Annotated in this window: 23 protein-coding genes; 10 read left to right on the forward strand and 13 right to left on the reverse strand. The window is 58.2% G+C overall.

Going from position 1 to position 24,295, the window contains the following annotated elements; all coding sequences use genetic code 11:
• Positions 1-13: 13 nt before the first annotated feature.
• Both ACID345_RS25540 and ACID345_RS25545 read right to left on the reverse strand, forming a co-directional pair.
• The gene (locus tag ACID345_RS25540) at positions 14-538 is read right to left on the reverse strand and encodes an RNA polymerase sigma factor (protein WP_011523298.1); all 525 of its coding nucleotides are present in this window, start codon (positions 536-538) and stop codon (positions 14-16) included.
• Positions 539-877: 339 nt separating this feature from the next.
• Positions 878-4,384, reverse strand: coding sequence for a PAS domain S-box protein (locus tag ACID345_RS25545; protein ID WP_011523299.1), 3,507 nt, complete (start codon positions 4,382-4,384; stop codon positions 878-880).
• Positions 4,385-4,491: 107 nt separating this feature from the next.
• Here ACID345_RS25545 and ACID345_RS12880 point away from each other — a divergent pair, with 107 nt between their 5' ends.
• Positions 4,492-5,595: an HD domain-containing phosphohydrolase gene (locus ACID345_RS12880; RefSeq protein WP_011523300.1), complete on the forward strand. Its 1,104-nt coding sequence runs from the start codon at positions 4,492-4,494 to the stop codon at positions 5,593-5,595.
• 2 nt (positions 5,596-5,597) lie between these two features.
• On the opposite strand, the gene ACID345_RS12885 is transcribed toward ACID345_RS12880, so the two are convergent.
• The 3 genes from ACID345_RS12885 to ACID345_RS12895 all read right to left on the reverse strand — a co-directional run bounded on the left by ACID345_RS12885 (position 5,598) and on the right by ACID345_RS12895 (position 8,300).
• The gene (locus ACID345_RS12885; protein ID WP_011523301.1) at positions 5,598-6,755 is read right to left on the reverse strand and encodes a trans-sulfuration enzyme family protein; all 1,158 of its coding nucleotides are present in this window, start codon (positions 6,753-6,755) and stop codon (positions 5,598-5,600) included.
• Positions 6,756-6,793: 38 nt separating this feature from the next.
• Positions 6,794-7,726 (reverse strand): cysteine synthase A, encoded by a 933-nt coding sequence (cysK, locus tag ACID345_RS12890; RefSeq protein WP_148210106.1) that lies wholly within the window; start codon positions 7,724-7,726, stop codon positions 6,794-6,796.
• A gap of 85 nt (positions 7,727-7,811) precedes the next feature.
• Positions 7,812-8,300 (reverse strand): hypothetical protein, encoded by a 489-nt coding sequence (locus ACID345_RS12895; RefSeq protein WP_011523303.1) that lies wholly within the window; start codon positions 8,298-8,300, stop codon positions 7,812-7,814.
• A gap of 132 nt (positions 8,301-8,432) precedes the next feature.
• On the opposite strand from ACID345_RS12895, the gene ACID345_RS12900 reads away from it, so the two are divergent.
• Positions 8,433-9,272, forward strand: coding sequence for an oxidoreductase (locus tag ACID345_RS12900; RefSeq protein ID WP_011523304.1), 840 nt, complete (start codon positions 8,433-8,435; stop codon positions 9,270-9,272).
• Here the strand turns inward: ACID345_RS12900 and ACID345_RS25550 are convergent, their stop codons facing one another.
• From ACID345_RS25550 to ACID345_RS12920, 4 genes are all read right to left on the reverse strand, one after another.
• Entirely contained in the window at positions 9,273-10,412 is a 1,140-nt protein-coding gene (locus tag ACID345_RS25550; protein ID WP_011523305.1) for a c-type cytochrome, read from the reverse strand. It abuts the gene before it with no gap.
• 91 nt (positions 10,413-10,503) lie between these two features.
• Positions 10,504-11,655, reverse strand: coding sequence for a hypothetical protein (locus ACID345_RS12910; protein WP_041855685.1), 1,152 nt, complete (start codon positions 11,653-11,655; stop codon positions 10,504-10,506).
• 55 nt (positions 11,656-11,710) lie between these two features.
• Positions 11,711-12,979 carry a VWA domain-containing protein gene (locus tag ACID345_RS12915; RefSeq protein ID WP_049761895.1) on the reverse strand — a complete coding sequence of 423 codons (1,269 nt, stop codon included), beginning with the start codon at positions 12,977-12,979 and terminating at the stop codon, positions 11,711-11,713.
• On the reverse strand, positions 12,963-14,033 hold the full coding sequence (locus ACID345_RS12920; RefSeq protein ID WP_228370646.1) for a VWA domain-containing protein: 1,071 nt from the start codon (positions 14,031-14,033) through the stop codon (positions 12,963-12,965). The genes ACID345_RS12915 and ACID345_RS12920 overlap by 17 nt, the downstream gene beginning before the upstream one ends.
• Before the next feature lie 446 nt (positions 14,034-14,479).
• Between ACID345_RS12920 and ACID345_RS12925 the strand changes: the two genes are divergently transcribed.
• Genes ACID345_RS12925 through murI form a run of 3 tightly spaced genes read left to right on the forward strand, consistent with a single transcriptional unit; the run spans position 14,480 to position 17,417 of the window.
• Positions 14,480-15,955 (forward strand): N-acetylmuramoyl-L-alanine amidase, encoded by a 1,476-nt coding sequence (locus ACID345_RS12925; protein WP_011523309.1) that lies wholly within the window; start codon positions 14,480-14,482, stop codon positions 15,953-15,955.
• The gene (locus ACID345_RS12930) at positions 15,952-16,545 is read left to right on the forward strand and encodes a GerMN domain-containing protein (RefSeq protein ID WP_011523310.1); all 594 of its coding nucleotides are present in this window, start codon (positions 15,952-15,954) and stop codon (positions 16,543-16,545) included. The genes ACID345_RS12925 and ACID345_RS12930 overlap by 4 nt, the downstream gene beginning before the upstream one ends.
• Positions 16,542-17,417: a glutamate racemase gene (gene murI, locus ACID345_RS12935; protein ID WP_011523311.1), complete on the forward strand. Its 876-nt coding sequence runs from the start codon at positions 16,542-16,544 to the stop codon at positions 17,415-17,417. The genes ACID345_RS12930 and murI overlap by 4 nt, the downstream gene beginning before the upstream one ends.
• Positions 17,418-17,435: 18 nt before the next feature.
• Here the strand turns inward: murI and ACID345_RS12940 are convergent, their stop codons facing one another.
• The 4 genes from ACID345_RS12940 to ACID345_RS12955 form a co-directional block, all read right to left on the reverse strand.
• Complete coding sequence (locus ACID345_RS12940) at positions 17,436-17,831, reverse strand: (R)-mandelonitrile lyase (protein WP_011523312.1); 396 nt, start codon at positions 17,829-17,831, stop codon at positions 17,436-17,438.
• Between the two features lie 21 nt (positions 17,832-17,852).
• The gene (locus ACID345_RS12945) at positions 17,853-18,092 is read right to left on the reverse strand and encodes a tautomerase family protein (protein ID WP_011523313.1); all 240 of its coding nucleotides are present in this window, start codon (positions 18,090-18,092) and stop codon (positions 17,853-17,855) included.
• 11 nt (positions 18,093-18,103) lie between these two features.
• Positions 18,104-19,090, reverse strand: a complete 987-nt coding sequence (locus tag ACID345_RS12950) for an aldo/keto reductase (protein ID WP_011523314.1) — start codon at positions 19,088-19,090, stop codon at positions 18,104-18,106.
• 607 nt (positions 19,091-19,697) lie between these two features.
• Complete coding sequence (locus ACID345_RS12955; protein WP_011523315.1) at positions 19,698-20,684, reverse strand: hypothetical protein; 987 nt, start codon at positions 20,682-20,684, stop codon at positions 19,698-19,700.
• Positions 20,685-21,177: 493 nt separating this feature from the next.
• Here ACID345_RS12955 and ACID345_RS25555 point away from each other — a divergent pair, with 493 nt between their 5' ends.
• The 5 genes from ACID345_RS25555 to ACID345_RS12980 all read left to right on the forward strand — a co-directional run bounded on the left by ACID345_RS25555 (position 21,178) and on the right by ACID345_RS12980 (position 24,272).
• Positions 21,178-21,528: a ComEA family DNA-binding protein gene (locus ACID345_RS25555; RefSeq protein ID WP_148210107.1), complete on the forward strand. Its 351-nt coding sequence runs from the start codon at positions 21,178-21,180 to the stop codon at positions 21,526-21,528.
• Positions 21,529-21,739: 211 nt separating this feature from the next.
• Positions 21,740-22,186: an ATP-binding protein gene (locus ACID345_RS12965; RefSeq protein WP_011523317.1), complete on the forward strand. Its 447-nt coding sequence runs from the start codon at positions 21,740-21,742 to the stop codon at positions 22,184-22,186.
• 2 nt (positions 22,187-22,188) lie between these two features.
• Positions 22,189-22,527, forward strand: a complete 339-nt coding sequence (locus ACID345_RS12970) for an STAS domain-containing protein (protein WP_408609922.1) — start codon at positions 22,189-22,191, stop codon at positions 22,525-22,527.
• A 116-nt stretch (positions 22,528-22,643) separates the two neighbouring features.
• Complete coding sequence (locus ACID345_RS25560) at positions 22,644-23,390, forward strand: zf-TFIIB domain-containing protein (protein ID WP_011523319.1); 747 nt, start codon at positions 22,644-22,646, stop codon at positions 23,388-23,390.
• Positions 23,391-23,618: 228 nt separating this feature from the next.
• Positions 23,619-24,272 (forward strand): hypothetical protein, encoded by a 654-nt coding sequence (locus ACID345_RS12980; protein WP_011523320.1) that lies wholly within the window; start codon positions 23,619-23,621, stop codon positions 24,270-24,272.
• Positions 24,273-24,295: the final 23 nt, after the last annotated feature.

Below are 24,295 nucleotides of genomic sequence, written 5' to 3' on the forward strand. Positions count from 1 at the left end.
ATAAAGGGAATTCTTACCAGACCATTTCCGCAACTAGTTCGCGGATCCGCAGGCGTGCTTCGTGCAAGCCGCGTTTCGATTCGTCGGCGCTGATGCCGAGTGCCCGGGCGACGCGCGCGTGCTCGTAGCCTTCCACGTCGTGCATCAGGAAAATCAGTTTCTCAGTGGCCGGCAACTGCACCACGGCCAGTTCCAGGTGAACGCGCTTGGTGTTCTCGCGAACGTTCAGGATTTGTTTCACTTCCCCGCTCTTCAGGGTGAGGGGGCCGATGCTGCACTCCCAACGCAGGATCGCGATCAGAGCGTCGTCAATTTGTGCCGAGGTCGGCGTGGAATTTTCTGCGAAGGCGCGAACGAAAGTCGCCTCGAGCAGGTGCTCGGCTTCGAGTTCGCTGTTGGTCATCCAGAACGCGAAGGCATAAATCCGATGCCGGTTCTCTTCGTAAATGCTCTTGCAGCGTTCGATCGAAGTCGTCGCGGTGAAGGCCGGGATAAAGCTCAGGTCGGAGATTGCCACGTTCTGAAGTGTGCTCGCCATTCTGCCCCCTTTTGGGTCTTTTTGGTCTTTTGTTGGGCGGGCTGCTGAACATTGCCTTGCTTCAGCTAACCACTGGAAGGAGGTCACTTGCCATCCCCGTTCCACTACTCCCTATTGCAATCCCCCTGCCTAACTGATCTGCACCCGCCGAACTGCCTGCGAGCGCTGTGGATTCCCTTGGAACCTTAAGAGAACTAAGGCCCAATCGGGTATTTTCGAGCCAGTGTTGGTATGTAAAAGCGACGTAGGCGAACCGCTTGACGGGCAAACCCGTACTTCAATGTGGTATCCGGATACCCACATTATCCTAAGGTGTTATATCGACGGGAGAAGTCGTAGTTAGGATGCGCCGCGCACCGTCTCGGCTTTCCGAGACGCCAGAATTCGTCGAAGAATTCCAATTAATTCAGAGACTTGGAAAGGTTTCTCGATGTGTGTAATAGAGTGCTCTTCGAGAAACCCGCGAACCGTGGGTTCGGTGGCGTGCGAGACAGTAAAGACGAACCTTGCCGCGAGCTCAGGATGATTTACCAATACCCAGCGGTAAACATCGGGGCTGTCGTATTCTCCCGGCATTTTGCTGTCAATCACGATCGCATCAAAGCTCTCTGCGCCGAGAAGGCGGATTGCTTCGGCACCGTCTGACGCGCAGGTCACGTCGGCACCGGCGCCGGTGATGAGTTCTCTCTCGAGTTCAAGGACCGCCTCTTCATCGTCCACAGCGAGCACCTTGCCGCGGAGCGCGTCGCTCGAGATGATCGGGGCCTGAACCTGCGGCTCGCGTGCCTTAGCTGTCAACGGAAGCCGTACCTGGAAGATTGCTCCGCCTTCGGCGTGGTTGAATGCGGTGATGTCCCCGCCGTGTTCCTTGACGATGCCGTAACAAATGCTCAACCCAAGGCCGGTTCCCTTGCCCACAACTTTCGTCGTGTAGAAGGGATCGAAAATGCGCTTCGGCTCCTTGATGCCCGGACCGCTGTCGCGAAATTCGACCAAGGCGGCGTCATGTTCGAAGTCAATTCCGGCCGACACTCGCAGCGCCCCTCCCCTGCCGCCTTCAAGCATGGCATCCACGGCATTGTTGATGATGTTGAGGAAGACCTGCTCCAGTTGATGAGAATCGGCGATGACGTGCGGGAACGCTTCCGAAAAATCCCGTTCTACACGAATGTTATTGAGCTTCAGATCGTAGTCGCGCAGTGCAAGCGTCTCGTCGATCACTCGTCGCAGGTCAACATCCTGCTTAAGCGGCTTTCGCTGGCGAGCAAACGAGAGCAAATTCTGAACCACGCGGCGAGTGCGCTGCGTTTGTTTGTAGAGCTTTTGTACGAAGTCGAGAGAGCGCGCCGATAGTGGCTCCTGCTCGAGCAACTGTGCGTAGCCAACGATCGCCGTGAGCGGATTGTTCAGCTCGTGCGCGACACCGGAAATCAGTTGGCCCACGGCCGACATCTTTTCGCTCTGGAGCAACTGTTCTTGCGTGCGGCGCAAGTCCTCGTATGCCCGCGTTGTCTCTTCGTAGAGCCTGACCTTGTCGATGGTAGTGGCAAGCTGCCGGGCAATGGCGACCATCAGGTTGCGATCCATCGCGGTGTACTCGCGCACGGTTCGACTGCTTAACCCGATCACTCCGAGCGGACGTCCCGAAACCCAAAGCAATACCCACACCCACGTCTGGATACCCAGTTCATTCAGGTGTTCGCGGGCCACTGGCGGGAGAAGGCCAAGGTGCTCCATGGTCAGGAACTCCGGCCGATTCGCAATCAGCACGTCCAGCAGTTCCTGCGACATCTGCATTTCCGGAACTTTCGCGCCGAGGCTTGTGGAGCCGACCCAAGCTCTTACGTGCAGCGTCATCGTCTCAGGGTTCGCGATCCATACCGAACCCATCTCGGCGCCAAACAAATCCGAAACCTGCCGCAACGTGACGTTAAGAATCTCATCGAGATCGAAGGACTGCGCGGCAATTACGGCAATCGTGTTGAGAGCGTTGAGCTCTCGATTGCGGCGCTTGATCTCATTCTCGATCCGCTTCTGTTCGGTAATGTCGACGACGAAGCCCTGGTAACGAACAACTTTGCCCGATGCGTCGCGCGTACCGAAACCGTTCTCCAGTACGGTGAGCGTCGATCCGTCCTTCCGCACCAGGTTGGTTTCGAAGTTGCGTACAAGGTTCTTGGCCTGAATTTCGGCGATGATTCGTTGCCGATCCTCTGGCTTCTGGTAGACCTTCTTTCCAAGTTCGGCGTTCAGGAGTTCGCGGCGATCGTCATACCCGAGCATGCGAACGAATGCGTCGTTCATCTCCAAGATCCGGCCATCTCCGGTGGTGATGTAGACGCCTTCGCCAACTTCTTCGAACAGCAGACGATATCGCTCCTCCGCCGCGCGACGCTCGGTTGTGTCTTTCACGATATGGATCGTGCCCAGCCCCGCCGTTCCCCCTTCCGAGTAGGACGACGTCGACACCAACGAGTAGCCACCGAAACATGGATCTGGACCCTCCATGTACCCCTCATCTTGTTCATTGCAATAAGGGCAATGGATCTTGGGAGGGACATTGGGTAGGACAGACCCGAGAGGTTCGTGGATCACTTCGTTAATTTTTTTGCCGAGCCTTTGCAGCAGCGCGCGGTTGGTTCGCATAATGCGCCCTGCATCGTCGTGCACCAGGATGATGTCGTCGATCGAATCGAACGTGCTTACCCATTGGCGCTGCGAACGAACCACCTGCTCGAACATGTGCTGGTTTTCCAGTCCGATGCCAAGCTGATCTGCGATGGACGACAGGAACGCCAGTTCTTCCGGCAAGAACACCCGCTTCCGCGGCAAACCGAGATTGATCGTACCGGTCACGGTGTTCTTGCCCTTGACGGGAACCACCACAACCTGGGCAACGTGCATTTCGCCGAACAAGCTCGCCGTTTCGGTATCGCTCTCGGAGGGCAGAAAGGTTCCGGGCGCACCAGCATGGATGAATGCTCCCGCGTGGCTCTCATCCAGTTTCAGCACGCGTCGGCTGGATACGTAACGCTCCGTGAGCCCAATCTGTTGCTGGATCAGCAGCTTGTCTTGCAACATGTAGCGATACCACGCGCACGAGGCACCGGTATGCTTCTTCAATTGCTCCAGCGCGCTGACCACCAAGGTTCCGGACTCGTGGGTTCGTGCCACCATGTTGGTGATGCCGTTGATCAGGCTGAGCCGTTCGGTGCGCTCGCGCGAATGGTCGAGCACGATGATCAACATGCTTAACCCGAGCAAAAGCTCAATCGCGACGTCGAGTCCGGAGTAACCGTGCGGGCGTCCCGGATTTGCGTCGAGGTGAAGCACGCAGAGCATCGGTACCATGAGCCAGGCACCGAATTGGCGTCGCCCGCTGGCGAACAGAACGAGTTGGAGCGCCGCGATCCAGCAAATCGCTGCCGTGGTAACGATCACCGCCACGAGAAGCACGCGACTGTCGCCCCAGATGGCGCGCATCGCCACCGCGCAGATCGCAACCAGCGCAAGACCCAGAATCCATATCTCTGCGGATTTCTTGCGAACGTACTGCAGTACCGCGAGCGAAAATCCTGTAACCGCAGCCACGTAACAGAGCTGCGACAGCAAGATAATCTCCGGCACCATACGGATGGCCGGCAGAGCGCTTAGGAGCCGGTAAGCAAGGTAGGCGGCCCACCCCAAAACCCAGGGAAAAAGGTACTTCTCCCGGAATGTCCGGTAGACCAGAACAGTCGCCGCAAGCAGGACCAGGACATCTGGTCCTTTGGTCAACACATCGGCGTATAGCAATTGGTCGAGGACCTGTTGCCAAAAACCGCCTGAAGTGGCTGGCGACATCATCGCGGAATGCCCTGCATCATATAACAGTGTTGCTGCCAAAGCCTTATTTATCGCGGGTTTCCGCTAGGTGACAGAACTGGTTCTCGTTGTACAATTGGGCAAACGTTATGCCCACCGACCGTATTCTTGTCGTCGACGACGAAGAACCAATCCGGGAAATTGTCTCGTCCATGCTCAGCAATGCCGGCTATAAGACCCAGCAAGCGGGTTCCGGATTGCAGGCCCTCGCCGTGCTCGAATCGGGGGAAGAGTTCGAACTGATGCTTTCCGACCTAATGATGGCTGAATTGGACGGAATCGGGCTGCTGGAGAAGACCAAGGAACGTTACCCGGATATGCCGGTCGTCATGGTCACGGCCGTCCACGACATCTCGGTGGCGTTGGCCGCCATCCGTAACGGCGCTTACGACTACCTGCTCAAGCCCTTCGAACGTGAGCAACTACTCGCCATGGTGCGTCGCGCCCTGGAGAACCGGCGCCTGAAGCTCGAGAATCGCGCCTACCAAACGAATCTGGAATCCTTGGTTTCCGCCCGCACTGAGCAGTTACGTCAGGCCATGGCCGACCTGGAGCGCTCCTACGACATCACCCTGGAAGCCCTCGGCGACGCATTGGATTTGAAGGATGCCGAGACGGAAGGCCACTCCAAGCGCGTGACGGCGTTCACCATCGCGATCGCCCGCGCCATGGGCCTCGAAACCGAGAAGATCCGCGTGATCGCCCGCGGCGCCTTCCTCCACGACATTGGCAAGATGGCGATTCCCGACGCCATTCTTCGCAAACCTGGCCCACTAACGCCGGAAGAAGTCGCGATCATGCGCGAGCACTGTTACCGCGGCTACCACATGCTGCGCAAGATTCCCTTCCTCTACGAAGCGGCGGAAATCGTCTATGCGCACCAGGAGTTTTATGACGGCACCGGCTATCCACGGGGATTGAAGGGCGAGCAGATTCCGCTCGGGTCACGCATTTTCGCGGTCGCCGATACGCTTGATGCAATCACCAGCGATCGTCCATACCGCGCCGCGCAGTCGATCCAAGCCGCACGCGAAGAGATCGCACAATGGTCGGCGCGCCAATTCGACCCGAAAGTGGTGGATACGTTCCTGCAGATGCCGGATACGATCTGGCGCGACCTGCGTCGTGAAATCGACCAGCAGGTCTATCGGTTCGCCTACGCGCAGAAGAACACTAAGGTCGGCAACGCCTAAACCTAGAGAACTGAAATTGCCTGCTCCAGGTCAGTGATGAGGTCTTCCACGTCCTCAATGCCGACCGAGATGCGCACCATGCCATCGGTCAGTCCGATGGCCGCTCTTCCCTTTTCGCCCAGCGCAGCATGCGTCATTGTCGCCGGATGCGAGATCAACGTCTCCACTCCACCAAGCGATTCACCCAACGTGCAAACTTTCACTCGTTTCAAAAGCTTCTTCGCGTTGTTGAGCGATCCGGTTTCGAATGTGATGAGCGCGCCGAAGCCCGTCATCTGCTGCTTCGCGAGCTCGTGCTGCGGATGGTCTGGCAATCCCGGATAGAACACTTTCTTGATCTTCTTCTGCTTCGCGAGGAAATCGGCGACGACCCGCCCGCTCTCGTCATGCTGTTTCATGCGGACGGCAAGAGTCTTCACGCCGCGCAGAATCAGCCAACTTTCAAACGGCGACATGATCGCACCGACTGATTTTTGAATGAACGCCAGCTTCTCGGACTGCTCTTTCGTCGTGCAGACCAGCACACCGCCAAGTCCGTCGCTATGGCCATTGAGGAATTTCGTCGTGGAGTGCAGCACCATGTCGGCGCCGAGGGCAATCGGCTTCTGAAAATACGGCGACATGAAGGTGTTATCGACAACAACCTCGGTGCCCTTCTTGTGCGCGATCTGCGAGATGGCCTCGATGTCGCTCAGCACCATCAGAGGGTTCGTCGGCGTCTCGATGTAAACGTACTTCGTGCTCCTGCGGATCGCCTTCTCGGTCGCCTTCAGGTCCGACGTATCGACGTACGTAAACTCCAGCCCGTAATTCACCAGCACCTGGTTGAACAACCGCGGCACGCCACCATATACGTTCGACGAACAAACAACATGGTCGCCCTTCTTCAACAGCGAGCACATCGCGCTCACTGCCGCCATCCCGCTGGCAAAGACCTTGGAATCTACGCCGCCCTCAAGCGCAGCGAGGTTTTTCTCCAACCGATCACGCGTTGGATTCGACACCCGCGAGTACTCATAGCCGAGACGCGGCTTGCCAAGTTCGTCCTGGGCGTATGTGGAGGTCGCGTAAATCGGAACACCGACGGAACCAGTCAGTTGCTCCGGTTCTTGCCCAACGTGAACACACTTCGTCGAAAACCCAGAATCTTTCTTGGCCATAAATTCCTTCGTTTCCTTCGTGTTTAAAGATTTTGAAGTTATTCGTTGAAGTGATACGGATCCTTAGACAGGTACCGCTCAGCCGAGTCCGGAATAATCGTGACGACCCGCTTCCCCGGCCCCAGGCGTTTTGCCAACTCTAAACTCGCAAACACTGCCGCTCCCGAGCTCGACCCCGCCAGTACGCCTTCTTTGGCCGCCAGATCTTTGATTGTCCGGAACGCATCCACGTCTTTCACGGCGATCACTTCATCGCAAACGCTGCGATCGAAGGTTGCGGGAATGAAGCTCGCGCCGATACCTTCTACGGCGTGCGGCCCGCTCTTGCCGCCGCCGTACACCGACGCCTGCGACTCCACCAGCACGCACAGCGTCTGCGGCGACCGCTCCTTCAAGTAGCGCGCCACTCCCGTGAACGTCCCTGCCGTGCCTGCACCGAGTGCGATGGCATCAATCTTGCCGCCCATCTGTTCCCATAACTCGCGTCCGGTCGTCTCATAGTGGAAATCAGGATTCGCCTGGTTCTCGAACTGCCCTGCTAGCCACGAGTTCGGAATCTCGGTCAGGAATTTCTTGACGAGCCGGATTGCGCCTTCCATGCCTTCGGCGTCCGGCGTCCGATACACCTGAGCACCAAGAGCCTCCATCAGCATGACTTTCTCTTTGCTGAATTTCTGCGGGACGGCGAGGACGACCTTGTATCCGCGGCTTACGCCGATCAGCGCCAAGCCGACGCCGGTGTTACCCGCTGTCGCCTCGAGAATCGTCGCGCCCGGCTTGAGCACGCCTTCCTTTTCCGCGCGCAGGATCATGCCCAGGGCAGCGCGGTCTTTAATGCTTCCGCCCGGGTTAAGAAACTCGAGTTTTACGTAGATGTCGGCGATCTCCGGCGGCACCATCTTGCGCAGGTGAAGCATCGGGGTCTGGCCAACGAGTTCAGAAATATCTTCGGCGACGCGGAGAGTGGACATCTCAGATGTATTCATAAGAAAAAGGCCAACCCTTCAGGCTATCGGGTCGGCCGCCGAATGGTCAACGAGCTTGTCACAACTTCCGCTAAGCAGACCGCCTTTGTACCTCTTCGCTTCCTGGGCGCGGGATCTCCACCACGCTCTCCGGATGCGGCAGCACTTCGCGGAGGGCCCAGTCAATCCGCTGGATCGAGTCGCGCGTGATCTTCTCCAGGTGCGGATCGTTCTTCGCGTACACCGACAAACTGATCGCTGTCAGGGCATTCCGAACGTGGTGGTTCATTTCGGCAATCATCCGCATCCGCGCTTCATCGGCGCGCAAATGCGCATCATAGTGGCGCAGTCCTGCGCCAGTCACAATCGCCGTAATCACCCCGACAAACACATCCGACATCAACAGCGTGCGCTCGGTGGGCCCGGTGAGGCTGTCCATGGCAATCTGCACGATGAGCATCGCCGTGCCAATCAGCACGCCGGCCGCGATAGCGCGCACCACGCTATGACGGACCATGTTCCTTGGGTACACAAACAACGACATGTCGGGACGCCAGTAGCGTCTGCGCTCTGCGGTCACTTTCTTCCCCTGTGCGAATGGCGTCCCATGATGCTAAGGGTTGATCGAGTGTTTATCAACCCGTAAACAGAGCTGCTGCCGGAATTCTGTGGATTGAATCGCGCTTCATCCCAAACGCATCTGAAGTGCCAAATGTCCAACCCAACTTCCAAAGTCTGGATGATCACCGGCGCTTCCCGTGGCTTCGGTGCAGAAATTGCCGCGGCTGCACTGGAGAGGGGCCATCGCGTTGTTGGGACCGCGCGACGCGTTGATTCTCTTCCTGCGCCTGCGGGCCCGGAAAAATATCTCCGCGTGGCGCTCGATGTGACTTCTCGCGAGCAAGCCGAAAACGCAGTTTGCTCCGCGTGCGAATCCTTTGGTCAGATCGATGTGCTGGTGAACAACGCGGGCTACGGATTGTTGGGCTCCGTCGAAGAAACGAGCGCCGAAGAAATCGAGCGCCTCTTTCAGACGAACGTCTTCGGTCTTCTCCATGTCACTCGCGCCGTATTGCCCATCTTTCGCAAGCAACGCTCTGGACACATCATCAACATGTCATCGGTGGGTGGCTTCAGTGCACGCCCTGGATGGGGACCATACTCCGCGACAAAGTTCGCGGTGGAAGCACTCACCGAATCGCTGCACGCGGAACTTGCACCACTCGGCATTCACGTGACCGCGGTCGAGCCGGGATCGTTTCGCACCGACTTCCTCGACACCACTTCGCTCGTCTCCACGAAGAACCGCATTCCGGATTACGATTCGACCGTCGGCAAGATGCGCGAATTCGTGGTTGGACGTAGCGGTTTCCAGCCCGGCGATCCGAAGAAGCTTGCACAAGCGATTCTTCAACTCGCCGATCTCGCGGATCCACCGGTGCGGCTTCCTCTCGGAACCGATACCTTGCGCCGCATCGACGAAAAACAAGCGTTCGTAAAAGAAGAAACCGAGAGGTGGCGTACCCTCTCGGCTTCAACGGACTTCGTTTGATTAGTGCGCAGCCGCCGCCGGTGCTTCCGGCTTCTGGAAGGTCTTCGCGTCAATCGGCGCGTTCACCTGCACCGAATCCACTTTCATGGTGAACCGTCCCAGCGGTCGTGCGATCGTCCACTCGAATGGGATCTTCGCGCCGCTCTGGTCGCGATAATCTGCGAAGTCCACCTGTGTCGGGTTACGACCCAGCGGCGTATCGGCATAGCGCACCATGCGCACCAGCAGGCCGCTTTGCTTGTCGAAGAACAACGTAACCGGCGCCTGCCCGGGGTTCTTGCCAATCACAACGTTCATCTCTTTCCCGTTGATCGTATCGGCCTGCACCGTACGAATCTCGGCGAAGGCTTTACGCGGATCGCTCGGCACCAGGAACTGCGCATCGAGCTTCGCGGCATACTGCTCGTCTCCGTTCATCGGCCGTAGCGGACGCCCCGGGAACGATAGCCAGCCGTCTTCGCCGTTGTAGGCTGTCACGCTGTCCTTGTCGCCCATATGCGCCACCGACACGCGGCGGACGGGCGTCTCTTCGAAAATCTCCACGGAAACAGCGCGCCCCGGTCCCATCCCCATGTTCGCCTTTTCTGTCACCGACTTCAGCTTCGCAATCGCGTCGGCACCGCCAACGGCCTTCAAATAGGCGTTGATGATCGGATCGGCCGAACCCCGTTCGGCGTTGTGCTCGTGGTGCTGCTTCTCCATCTCCTCGGTGCTGACCGCCGCCTTCGCTTGCTCCGGAATCTCCGGCACTCCCCGCGGATGCGGCGTACCGCGATGGCAAGTGTTGCAGCTCACTTCCTTCTTGCCCTCGAAGTTTTCCTGGTTGATGGTGATCATCATCGCCATCATTTTGCGCGCGGTTTTCTTCTCTTCCTTGTCGTCCTTATCGAACGCGCCTTCCACATGGCAGAAGTCGCATTCCACACCCAATGAGTTCGCAATGAACTGCATGGACGGAATCAACTGGTCGGCGGGAATGTCCTTGAGGACCTGAATGTTCTTGAACTGCTGTACGGCGGTCTTTGTCCCCCCGCCTTGTGGCGCCTGCGCGGGCCGCGCGGCGATCAATACAGACGCGGCGACGAGTACTCCGGATGCGACGGCGGAGAAGCGCACCATTGCGCCTCGATTCAATGTCATGGATTCAGCCCCTTAAGGAAGTGGAGCAAGTCTAACAAACGCGTTCGCACGTGCAAGAGGTTCGGCATCTTCTTTACATTTCCACGACGCCTTACCGCCCCGCGTAAAACTCGCGATTCAACTGAACCAACCGCTCATTCGTCAGCTTTCCGCTCGCCACCATCCGCCGCAGAAAGTGCGGAAAGCTTTCCCGTAGTTCCATAAACCGCTCACGTTGCATGAGCTCATATAGCGCAATGGCCAACACGTGCATACCGCCATCCTGTATTCGCCAGTACTCCCGCTCGTCTTCTTTCATCCCCATGGACTGCGTGATCGTCTGCTCGAGCGCCTGCACGCAATCTTCTTCGACGAAGCCTTCGAACTCGTTGTAACCATACGACGGATCGTGATGCTTCACTTTGTCCATCAGGAACGCATCATGCCGCAGCGACTCGATGGCCTGCACGGTTGCGGGAGACTTGAGGTCATAAGGCGGGTGCATCATCTCGTGCACCGCGTTATGCAACACAATGTCGAACGGATATTCAAAGTGCGTCAGAAACCGCGTGCCGGTGATCTTGATCCCATGCGGCTGCGAGTAATACAGCAGGTCCACTTCAATCCTATTGTCCGGCAGCGCATGTCCCAGCACCTGTTCCTGGAGCGGCACAATGTTGTATTGCACAAGTTGCTTCTCGATCTGCGGCGCCTTCGCCATGATCTGTGGCCGAATGTGTTGCGACCAGTCTTCGTCAAATCCAACCCGCTTTAACGCTCGGATCGCCGCAATCGCATGCGGACGAACCTGCATGAACTCGGTGAAATTTGGGGCGGAGTAATAGGGCGTCTGCTTCAGCCGCTCACGAATATCATTCGGCTTATCGAGCGCCACCAACATGTCATCGAGCGAATCGCCCGGCTCTACTGAGAGAATCAGCGCCAAGTCTGCCGAGATGATCCCCTTGTTCTGGTCCTTGATAATTCGTTTGAGTGCAACGAACTCGGCCTTCTCGGCCGGAGTAAACTTCGGCGCTAGCCGGTCGTAGTCTGCCTGGTAAAACTTCAGGTAATAGGGATCGCCACTCAAGACATTGAGTGCGCAAAGCGCGTCGTACTTCAGCGAAGGCCGAACATCCCAGCGCGTCTCGTGGTGCTCAACGACCGCGGGCGGCAAATCGTCGATCGGCATCACCCGCCGCTGTGCAAACGCCGCAGCGGACAACGCCACCAGCATTAACAGAAACGTCGCGAACCTCATCATCCCCCTTAAACACGAAAGCCCCGCTAAAGTAGCGGGGCTTCGCGTTGCTTGAGTCTTATCGCACAGCCGCGTTGGTCTCCGGCTTACGCACCGGCGGATTGGCCGCGGACTGCGTCTGTCCCGCGTAATAGCCCGCGCGCGTCCGAACCTGCAGGGCCTTGAAGCCCTTCGACTTCGCCTCTACCTTCACCTGGCGATAGCCACCACGCGCTTGTGGATTCGTCGGCTTGTACGAAATCGTGTACTGGTTGCGGATATCGTGCGCGATCTGCTGCGTGATCCGGCTCACTTCGTCGAGGCTCTGCGGGAAGAACGCCACGCCACCGGTGGATTCCGCCATCTCACGAAGTGCACGTTGCGCGCGACGCTTATGCCCACCGGTTTCATCCAGAATTCCGATGGTGTAAATCGTCGGCCCGTTCTCCTGCTGCACCTTGCGGATCGTCTGCTCCAACGTATTGAGGCTGGCATCGTCTTCACCGTCCGTAACGATGAACAGAACCTTCTTCTCCAGCTTCGGAGCCTTCATCAAGTGCGCGTTCGAGGCCAGCACCGCGTCGTACAACGCCGTGCCACCACGGGTCTCGTACTTCTCCAGTGCCTCTTTCAGTTTCGCAACGCTGTCGGTGTAGTCCTGGTCGAGATAATAATCGTCGTTGAAGTTCACGACGAACACCTCGTCCTCTGGATTGCTGGCTTTCACGAGGTTGATCGTCGCCGCATTCACTGCCGGACGCTTGTCCCTCATTGAGCCGGAGTTATCGATCACAACGCCCAGCGCGACAGGAATATCTTCGTGCCGGAATGACGTAATCTGCTGTGGCTCGCCGTTCTCGTAAACCGTAAACGAGGTCTTATCGAGGGTCGTGATCAACCGCTGCCGATCGTCGACCACGGTCGCGTGCAGGCGAACTTCTTCAACCTGCTTCTTGAACGTGTACACGCCGCCGACTTCGGAGTCGGGATTTTGCCCGTTGCCGCGCGAACTGCTCGCGGGAACGTTGACCGTATCTCCCGGCTGGTTCGGCGACTTCGGAACCGGCGCCTCGGACTGGCCGTTCTCGATTGGCATCACCAGGCCATTGTCCGTCTTACCCTGCTGGCCGGGTTGAGGTTGCGCCGAATTCTGCTGCTGCTGCCCCTGCGCTGGCTGCGAACCATCGTCAATCGGCATGATGAGCCCGCCGTCAGACTTGCCCTGCTGGCCTGCCGGAGGTTGGGAATTCTGATTTTGCGGCTGTGAGGTGTTTTGCCCAAACGCAAGGGCGCCTAGGAGTACGAGCGGTAACGCGCGGAGGGGGAACGAACTATTCCGAAGGTGCATAGTAACCAGTCTTCGCGAAAACATGGAGCGGAGGCAAGCCCTTAGGCGGGTTCAGACGGACCTTGATTTTCCGCCATTTGCCATCCTTCGCTGGTTTACTTGGACGGTATCCGAGTACATATTGGTTGCGCAGCTCTACTCCTATCTTTGTGGCTACGTCCGCCAATTCATTGACGTTATCAATCGGGAACATACGTCCGCCGGTCCAATCAGAGATTTCCCCGAGCAGTGCTGGCCCCGCCATCTCTTCCGTTGTCGTCGGCGCCAGGTCATAAATTCCGATGGCATAAATCTGCACATCGGCCTCGCGCACCATGCTTTTAATCTCGTTTTCCGTATACCGGCTATGGTTGTCGCCGCCATCGGAGATGATCAGCAGCGCCTTCCGTTCGTACTTCGCCTGCCGCATCTTGTTCATGCCCAGGTAAATGGCATCGAGCAGCGACGTCCGGTCTTTCGGCTGAAGAATCGTCAACTTCTCCTGGATATCCTCAATCCTGTTGGTGAAGTCCTGCAACACTTCCGGCTTGTCGTTGAAGGCGACCACAAAGAACTCGTCATCCGGATTGGCGGTCTTAAAGAACTCGACAATCGCCTCGCGCGATTTATCAATCTTGTTCGACATCGACCCGCTCATGTCGAAAATCACGCCGATGGACACCGGAGCGTCTTCGCTCGAGAAGTGCCGGATCTGTTGCGGAATGTTCTGGTCCAGAACTTCGAAATTCTCTTTCTCAAGCCCGGTTACCAGCCGGTTGTCCGGATCGGTCACGGTTACCGGCACCAGCACGATATTCACATCCACCCGCATCGGACGGGTATGGGTATTCACGTCAGCAGGATCGCCTTGCGGCGGGGTAGGAGGCTTTGGCGCCTCGCGAGGCTGCACGTGGACCTCGTTACTGTCCACCTGCGCGAGCCCGGGAACTGCAAAACCGACGATCACCGCCAGTAACATCATCCATCCGAGAAGGGTGAGGCGAAAGCGAGATGGCGCCGACACTCCGGCGCGCGAGACTTGCAGGATCCACGCGGCAACTGGCACGTGCACCATACAATTCCTGCTGCCCATAATGGGTTCCTTCTTTCGGTGTGGGGCAGATGTTACCACAGGAACCACGACCCAAATCAGGCTCTGCTTGCGGCCCTGTGAGAGTACCTGTCGACTCTACTGAGATGAAAAAGTCCACAGCTTTGGTTTACTTCCTAAGCTGCTACAATCTCCGGCAAGCATCCGCTACGAATGACCCTTGCTACCCCAAGACGATCCGGGATTTGCGCAATCTCCCGTGCGGATGTCTCCCGTAACCTCAAATCCTACGCCCTCAGACGGTTGAGCTCGCATTTCGTTACTCCTATGCCCGCTAATTTTCCTGTGACGAATCCCAGCAATCGCGGGGCGAGCCCGAAGCGAACTCTACTCCTTTCACGTTTGCTCGCAAGTCAACATTCTGTAGACATTTCGTCACTCCCGACGATGGCTGAAAGGGCAAGCCGGCCGTGAACTTTCGTACTCCCGCACGATGGTTCCCCCTGGCACTTGCCGCACTCGCCGCCGTGCTCTGGCTCTCGCCGCGCGCGCAGACCCAATCCGAGCGCCATCTCACTGTCTATTCCCAATCTGCAACCTACTCGGTGAATCTGCTTCCCTACAGCGGTCAGGTGTACGTCGGCGTCTCCGATGTCCTGGAACCTCTCGGCAATGTTGAGGCCCGTGAGGACGGCAAGAAATGGAAGCTTCGTTTCACCCCCTCCGGCGGTCGCGAAATCAACGCCGAGTTCCAGGAAGGTAAGAACAAGGGCAAGATCCACAACCAGGACGTTCAGCTCTCCGCCAACTTCCACATGGAGAACGGACGCGGCTACATCCCTCTCCACAACATCGGAGCCATGCTTCCCTTTTTCACCGGCCAACAAACCGATTTCCGCGAAACCCCTCTCCGCCTTTTCATCGGCGGCGTCGCGATCAGCTTCAAAGAGCAGGTTGAGAAGGGCTCATCGCCCAAGCTCATCCTGAACTTCACCGGCCCGGTGAATCCGATGGTCGCCACCGAACCCGGCCAGGTTAAGCTCGTCTTCCGGCGCGATCCCGTCGTCAACGCCGGCGCGGAAAAAGTGCAAACCGGCGACGCCAACATTACCGGCTACTCCTTCACCGACGCCGGCGGCACCGCCCAGATCACCGTCAACGGCGCCGTACCCCTTACCGCTGCGTTCTCCGACGGCAATCGCACCATCACCATCCAACCCGCCCCAGGCGTGCAGATTGCAGCCGAGCCGCCCAAGACGCAGGAACCAGCGCAGCAAGCCGCACAAACTCCGACCGCGCCCGCACCTATACCGCTGGGGCCTACGCAGCCCGCAGCGCCCGCCGCTCCACCGCAGCCGCGCTTCGTTGTCGTTCTTGACGCAGCCCATGGTGGAGACGAGCGTGGTGCCGCCATCACTGACAAGATCGCCGAGAAGGACGTGAACCTCGCCTTCGCGCGACGCATTCAGCACGAGTTGCAAACTCGCGGCGTAGTTGCAACACTTCTCCGCTCCAATGACGCCACAATCAACGTTGACGACCGCGCCGTCTCCGCCAACGCCGCGCACCCCGCGATTTACGTCTCAGTTCACGCGGCCAACCTCGGCAATGGCTTACGAATCTTCACTGCACTCATGACGCCCGCTGGTGTGGCCACGCATACGTTCCTGCCATGGCACCAGGCGCAGGCGCCGTATCTCGATTACAGCTCGCAGGTCGCAGGTTCCATCTCGGCCGAGTTGAGCAACCGCCAGATTCCGGTCACCGCGCTTCCAGCGCCGCTGCGGCCCATGCGCAACATCGCTGCGCCCGCAATCGCCATCGAACTCGCACCACCGGACGATGAAGTGACGAACATCAATAGCCCCGAGTACCAGAACAACGTCGCCGCTGCGGTCGCCAACGGTATCGCCGCCATGAAGCCGAAATTGCTGGGGGCCAGATGATTCCACGCCACCTGCAGATCATGGCCGCCATACTCCTGATCCTCGCCGTCGGCCTCGGCTACTACAACTACCGACTGAAGCACCGCGCCGAGCGCCGCCAGCCCAAACCCGCGCTCGCCGAGCTTCCTGTGGCTCCGCCCGTTTCCGGGCCCACGAGCACCGCAACTCTCTACGTGGCCGATGACAAAACCGGCCTGCTCACGCGTTCTTCCGTGACCATCCCGTTGCCGCCGGATAGCAGCGAACGGACTCAGCAGATCTTGCGCAACCTGCTCACCCTCTATCAAACCGCGCCGACGACACACAACATTGGCGAAGGTTCGGATGTGAAGAACGTTTACTTCGTGAAGAACGGCCTCGTGGTCGTGGACTTCAACGGTGCCTTTGCCGACAAGCATCCCAGCGGCATCCTCGCCGAAGAGTTGACGGTCGCTTCGATCGTCGCCACGTTGCGCGCCAATAACCCTCAAGTTGAAAAGGTGAAATTCCTGGTGGAAGGAAAAGACCGCGACACTCTCGCCGGCCACGCCGACCTCGCAACGCCGCTCGATGCCGTCAACTTCTCGCAAATGGTGAAGGACCTGCAATGAGTCGTCAGCGGCCCGTGATTGGAGTCTTCGACTCCGGCTTCGGCGGACTCACCGTGCTCCGCGAAATCGTCCGCCTCGTCCCCAATGCTGAATACCTCTACTTCGGCGACACCGCCCGTCTTCCCTACGGCACGAAATCCGCGGATACAGTCGCGCGGTATGCGTTAGGCGCTTGCCACTTCCTTGAGGGCCAGGGCGCCGAACACCTCGTCATCGCCTGCAACACCGCCACCGCCCTCGCCATGGACGCCATCGAAGCCAAGGCCAACGTTCCCGCCATCGGCGTCGTCGAGCCGGGCGCAAGCGCCGCGGCGGCAATCAGCAAAACCCGCAGCGTCGCCGTAATCGGTACCGAAGCCACAATCAGCAGCCACGCCTACCACCACGCCCTCGAGCGGCTCGGCATCAACGCTTATGAAAAAGCCACACCCCTTCTCGTCCCGTTAGTCGAAGAAGGCTGGACCGATCATCCCGTCACCAAGCAGGTTGCCGAAATTTATCTGCAAGACGCCTTTGTCCGCCGCGAGCAACGCAGCGACGTCCTCGTCCTCGGCTGCACCCACTACCCGCTGATCCGTCCGTTGCTGCGCAAAGTCGTCCCCAGCGACGTAGCGATCGTCGACTCCGCCGAATCCACCGCCAAAGCTCTCGCGAAAAAACTCGGCATCGCCCCGCCATCCGCCTCCGCCGCAGGCGCCACGCAAGCCGCCGGTGCACGCGCGCAAATGGCCCCCAGCGCCCCCGAACCCAAGGAAGGTACTCCCGACTTCCGCTTCTTTGTTACCGACTCAGTGCAGAAATTTCGTCGCTTAGGCTCAGGCTTCCTCGGCCATCCGGTGGACAACGTCGAGCATGTGGATTTGGGTGGCTAGGTCTCGTAATATCGCTCCTCACCCGCTATACTGCTGATCGCTCACGTGCTCCATCCAGTCGACGACCTTGCCATCGTTCTTCTCCTGGATCGCGATATGAGTCATCCCGCTGGTCGGCGACGCGCCGTGCCAATGCTTTTCTCCCGGCGAAAACCAGACCACATCGCCCGGACGAATTTCTTCCACGCTCCCGCCCCAGCGGCAAACCCGCCCCACTCCCGCCGTTACGATCAGCGTTTGTCCGAGCGGATGCGTGTGCCACGCCGTCCGCGCACCAGGCTCAAACGTTACACTCGCGCCCTGAACCAGCGCCGGATCCGGAGCCTGGAACAGTGGATCGATCCGCACACTCCCCGTGAACCAATCCGCGGGCCCCTTGGCCGAATGCTGCGAACCTGCTCGCCGAATCTCCATCTCTCTCATCCCCTCCGGTCGTTAGGGCAAATCGCTCTCGTCATACCCCGGCTTTTTGTAAAGCGTGCCAATGTTCGGCTTCACTTCAGCGAGATAGACCTTCTTCGCCCAATCGCCTGCCTTGACCTCTTCCATCGCAACCGAAACGGATTCCTCTCCGTAGTGCAGAATCTCCGTCACCGCTTTAGTAATGGCTTCCGCCAGACGCGTCTTCTGCGCCTCGGATTTGCCCGGCCACAACTTCACAATTACATGTGGCATTCACTCTTCTCCTAGCGGTTGATCATCCTTTGCGCGCCTTCCGAATAGCGCGCGCCCGCCACCTGAATACTCGACGACGCCTCGTTCAACTCGCGAAGATCTTCTGCCGTAAGTTCCACATTCACCGCCCCAAGGTTCTCGTCCAACCGATGCAGCTTCGTCGTACCGGGAATCGGCACCATCCATGGCTTCTGCGCCAGCACCCACGCCAGCGCGACCTGTGCGGTTGTCGCGTTCTTCTTTTTCGCGAACTCAGCAATCAGGTCAACCACCGCCTGGTTCGCCTTGCGGTTCTCCTCGGCGAAGCGCGGCACTGTGTTCCGGAAATCGTTCGGATCGAACTTCGTGTCTTGCTTGATCGCCCCGGTCAAAAAGCCCTTGCCCAGCGGACTAAACGGCACAAACCCAATGCCAAGTTTTTCCAGCGTCGGCAGAATCACGTCTTCCGGCTCGCGCCACCACAGCGAATACTCGCTCTGCAGCGCAGTCACCGGTTGCACCGCATGCGCCCGACGAATCACTTCGACACCCGCTTCCGAAAGTCCGAAGTGCTTCACCTTGCCCGCCTGGATCAGGTCCTTCACCGCGCCCGCCACATCTTCAATCGGAACGTTCGGATCCACGCGGTGCTGATACAGCAAATCGATGCGGTCCGTCCGCAGCCGCTTCAACGACGCTTCCGCTACTTCCTTAATGTGCTCTGGACGGCTGTCCAGCCCAGCGCTCTTCCCGTTCTCGTCAATCTTGAAGCCAGACTTCGTCGCGATCACCACATCATCGCGGAACGGCTCCAGCGCCTCGCCCACAAGCTCTTCGTTCGTATACGCGCCATATATTTCCGCAGTATCGAAGAACGTAACCCCGCGCTCCACGGCCCCGCGAATCAGCGCAATCCCCTGCTGCTTCTCCACCGCCGGCCCCAGCCCAAAGCTCAGCCCCATACACCCCAGTCCAAGTTCCGAAACTTCCAAGTTCTGCCCAAGCTTGCGCTTCTTCATGATGGCTCCTTCCAACAGCAGATTCATCCTACGCAAGAACCGTCACTCTCTGTTGCTCGACCGTCCAATTCAGATGCCAGGCACCTGTGACCCTTAGCACGACAACCCGTGTCTCCCATCACATCCTCTTCCCAAATCACGCGATACTCTGCGCAAGTGGCCCAGTCCCACCAGCCCGACCCGGCTCTTTGAAATCTCGATAAGCAGCGATCTCCAGCGATCTCCGGACGAACTATCTAGCGGCCAGCCCAGACTCCAGCCTCCCTCTCCGTCACCCTCTCTTGTCATTCAGAGGAGGGCGGCAGCCCGACGAAGAATCTGCTGTTCCGCGATCAGCAAAAATCACTCTCAATCTCGTGAAAACTCGCCCTCGAAGCCGAAATAAAACGCGTTTCCGTGCAAATTTCAGCCACAAATTGCACGCATTTTCCCCAAGTTTCCTTCGTGCTTCCTCCGTGCCCTTAGTGTTCAAAGACTTGGCTTTCGGCTCTAACTCCTACGCCGAGAGGAATTTACCTCTAACTATCTTTAGAAAGAGGAATTTGCGAACATTCCATAGTCTAAGTCACTGAAAACAATAGAGGGGTGGGGGAGGGGTACCCCCGTCTCACTGCACATTCACATAGATCGTCGTCTTGAAGATCCCCTGCGTGCCGTTCGCCTGCACCGTCAAACGATGCCTCCCTGGCGTCAACGCAACATTCGTATCGATGTCCTTGCTGCGGTCGGTGAAATTCAGCGCGCCGTCGATGTAGATCTGTGTGAAGTAAACCGGCTGCCCAGCGTTAGCTTGCACATGAACCGGTGAGGAAACCGTCTGCCCGTCCTTCAAGCTGCAAATCGTGACCGAAGGATCGACCGTGCGGTCAGGCTTGCAGACATTCGTCGGCCCGGACACATTGACGTTCACTGACTGGCTGTAGAACGCCCCGCCCTGGGGATGTGCCTGTACCGTTATGCGGTGCTTCCCGGGATACAGCATCAGCCACTGGTTGGCCTTGGTGATGTTCAGACCGGTGTTGAAAAGTTCGTAGCGCACGCCGTCTACGTAAATCAGCGAGTACGGCGAACTGCCGCTCTCGTTGATGGCATAGCCCACGTGCACCGGCGACATTACCGTCTGCCCTTCTGTCAGCGTGCAGAAATTGATCGCATGGTCCGTTGTCGGTGTCGAGCACGGCGTCTCCTCATACGTCGCGTAAAAGGTCTTGTAGAAGCTGCCGACGGCGTCGTTGAACTTGAATGTGATCTGCTGCGGGCCACTGACGCTGGGATCGAGCGGCAAAATCGTGTCCATCATATCCAGCGTTCCCAGGTGCTGCGGCTCCGGATAGATCTCCCTCCCATTGATGGTGAGGGTGTAGGTGATCGGCCAGTGAGTATCGGTGACCCGCATCACCCCGATTTCGGAGTTCGGGTTGAAAGACGAACCATCCGGCGGCCCGCAGAGAGTCACGCTGCGGTTGGCCACCGCAGGACCACACCAGACGTACCAGGGATTGTTGTAAGTATCAGGGGCCGGAAATTGGGCGGAAGCAACCAACGACAGGGCCAGGACGCAGAATGCAAGCACCAGCAACCAGTGAGCTTTCAAAGGAGACCTCCCAGGGTATGGGGAGCAGCACTGGCCAAAGATGATGGCGGTCAAGCTGCTGTTGTCTGCGTAAGTAACAACTCATACCGCTTTGGCAATGTGGTCGTCCCCGGGGCAACCGGAGCTGTTGGCAAACTTTTACTCGCATTCCGACACAAGACCATTTACAACGTCACCAAAGGCCAATGCAGCTCTGCTACTTTTGCGAGTCGCGCAACCTCGTTTTTCGTTATAGCTTCCAACTGAACACCGGGCCCAAGTAGTTCTCGAAAAGGAATCCGGCACTCATGTCAGACACAAATGTTTGGTTACTTGGTTTGGAATCGGTCATCGGAATCGGCGCTGTGGTGGGGTATCTCCTGACCAAGGCCTACGCCGAAATCGGCCGCGAGTTACCGTGCCGCAAGCCCCGGCGCCGGGCGTAAAAATCGCGAACGCGCTTCGCGCGCAGCCCCAGCTAACATCCCACTACCCTGCCTGCATCAAAGAAGACATGCGTATCGTCCTCGCACTGCTGCTGATTCTTCCGTTCGTCGCCTGCAATCAACCGCAGAGCCCAGACCAGATTCGCGAAAAAACGGCTAACGCCACTGCCGCCGTCAAAGCCGACACCAAGGCCGTCGCCGACGGACTCAAGGAAGGCCTCGGAAAGAACACATCGGTGAATATCAATTCGGCGACGAAGGATGAGTTGATGAAGTTGCCGGGTGTCACCGACGCGCGCGCCGACCGCATCATGGCCGCACGGCCTTACGACACGACGGATGAGCTCGTCAGCAAGAAGGTGCTGACCAAAGGCGAGTACGACCAGATTGCGAACCGCATCACCGCCAAGAAGATGTAACAGAATTTCCCGCGCCAATGATCGCCCGGTTAACGCCGGGCTTTTCTTTTTCTACGCAGAACCAGAATCCGTCTGGCGACGCTCCAGGGCCCTTGCGTTCCATGCAAATTGCGGCAGACAATTGACATACTGCACACCGAACGTGCAAACTGCCATTCTCCACCGTTTGGAGTGCAATACATACTAGTCTTGTAACCGACTCGAACCCTCGATGACCGTGCAAAGAGTGTCGTACACGCTGGAATCGTCGCTCGACAGCGTGAACAAAGCGGAAGAAGAAGCGACAAAGATTGCGACCCGTTCGGGCTTCGATGAAGACGAAGCGGGCCGGATTTCGATGGCAGTCCGCGAAGCCACCGTAAACGCGGTATTGCACGGCAACCACTACGACACCAGCAAGCGCGTCACCCTGTCGTTCGAGACCACGGGGGACGAGCTGATTATCACGGTGCAGGACCAGGGCCCGGGACTTGACCCTACCGGGGTAGCAGATCCATTGGCGCCCGAGAATTTATTGAAGCAGTCCGGACGGGGAATTTTTCTGATCCGGGCCTTCATGGATGATGTTCAGTTTCGGAACCTCGAACCCGGAACAGAAATTAAATTGATTAAGCGGGTCCACGCGACCACGTCGGACCATAAGGAGGCTTCCCAGTGACCATGAAAGCAAGCTCACGGCAGGTAAATGGCGTCACCGTCATTGACCTCAGCGGGCGTATCACCCTCGGCGAAGGTAGTGTGGTGCTGCGCGATACCATTCGCGACGCCGTCGCTCAGGGCAACAAGAAAATTCTGCTCAACCTCGGCGATGTGACCTACATCGACAGCTCCGGTATTGGCGAGCTGGTCAGCGGCTTCACCTCCGTCCGCAACCAGGGCGGCGAGCTCAAGCTGCTCAATCTGACCAAGAAGGTCCATGACCTTCTCCAGATCACCAAGCTTTACACCGTCTTCGATGTGAAAGACGACGAAGCTACGGCGATCGCCTCCTTCAAGTAACCCGCTCAACGTGGGAGCAAATTAGCCTCGCGGTCGAAAGCCGCGGGGCTTTCTTGTTTAGCGGGTACCCGAACGTACTCTAGCTTCGGCCATCCGCGCTCGCTATCATTTCACCGATGCCCACTGCTCAAACTCTCCACTGTCCGAACTGCGGCGCCGCTGTCTCCAGCGATTCCTCGAAGTGTGTTTACTGCAACGCGCGGTTGGCCACGGTGTCCTGCCCGTCGTGTTTCGGCATGATGTTCATCGGTGAAAAGTTCTGTTCGCACTGTGGCGCGGTGGCCCATCGCACCGAAACCGGCCCGGACGGGAAGATGCTCTGCCCGAAGTGTGGCGAGCAAGAGATGAAGACTATACAGGTGGGTAAAAGCCACTTCTGGGAATGTCCAGCGTGCGACGGCATGTGGCTCGACGCCACCACGCTGCAGCAGATCTGCGCCGAGAAAGAGGAACAAGCAGCCGTAATCGGTATGCCCACCGAGCCGCGTGAACCCGTGCACGTCGACACCAACTTCAAGTACGTTCCCTGCCCCGTCTGCACTCAGTTGATGAACCGCGTGAACTTCGCGCGCATGTCAGGCGTCATCGTAGACGTATGCAAAGCGCATGGAACCTGGTTCGACAAAGATGAATTGCGCCGACTGGTGGAGTTCATTCGAGCCGGTGGACTCGACAAAGCGCGAGCGCGGCAGAACGCCGACCTGGAGGCCCAGCACGAACGACTGAAGAATGCAGGAAATGCAGGGATACCAGCGAGCATGCGCGCTGCGGTCGAAGGCGAGTGGAGCAGTGGACGCTCCGACCATTCGAGTGTGGATGCGATCCTCGACTTCGCCTCTTTCATTGCGACACTGCTGAAATAGATCACCGGCGTCCGGGCGAACCCCACCGTGCTCGAACCACCTTGGTGTGGTTCCACGAAATCTTCAGCACGACGGGGCCTTTTGTCCCACAATGATTCCCAAATTGTTCTACTCTGTCAAAACTTACAGTTAGGAAAATTGTTAATTACCGACTATCCTTCCTCATCCGCCAGAATAGCTGTTTCTTAACCAGTCCCAGGCGGATTGGTGTCCAGGAGAGTGCGTTCGATGAACTTCCGCAAAGCCGGATTGCTGCTGGCAGTGCTGCTTCTATCCACCTTGGGCTTGGCCCAGACCACGGCGCAAAGCCAGCCCCCGACTCAGAGCCAGCGGTTTCTGGTGCCCGTCACTGAGTACCAACCCATCACCGGCAAGCAGCGCCTCCAGTGGTTCGCGGATGCCACCGTCGGCCCCGAGAGCCTGCTGCTGGCCGGCCCGTGGACTGCGGGCTGGAACACGATCTTCAACTCTCCGAAAGAGTACGGACCGCACATCGAGGGCTTCGGCAAGCGCTACGGTATGCGCCTGACGGGCGTCTCGACCGGCAACGCGATGACAGCGACCTTCGGCTCGTTCTGGGGCGAGGACCCGCGCTACTTCAAGTCTCCCCACCCAGGCTTTAAGAAACGCGCCGGATGGGTAATCGTTTCGCCGTTCATCGCACCGCATCGTGACGGTACATGGCATCCCGCATACGCGTACTACATGGGCACAGTTGGCAACAACTTCCTCTCGAACACCTGGCGTGCCGAGAGCGAGAGCCACGCCAGCGACGCCGCGATTCGCTGCATGACCGGCGTGCTGGGAAGCATGGCTTCCAACGCCTTCGCGGAATTCTGGCCCGACGTTTCGCACGCGATCTTTAAGACGAAGAAGAAGTAGCCGTCAGCTGAAACGCGCTTATT

It is taken from the genome of Candidatus Koribacter versatilis Ellin345 (assembly GCF_000014005.1).
GTDB lineage: Bacteria > Acidobacteriota > Terriglobia > Terriglobales > Acidobacteriaceae > Korobacter > Korobacter versatilis_A.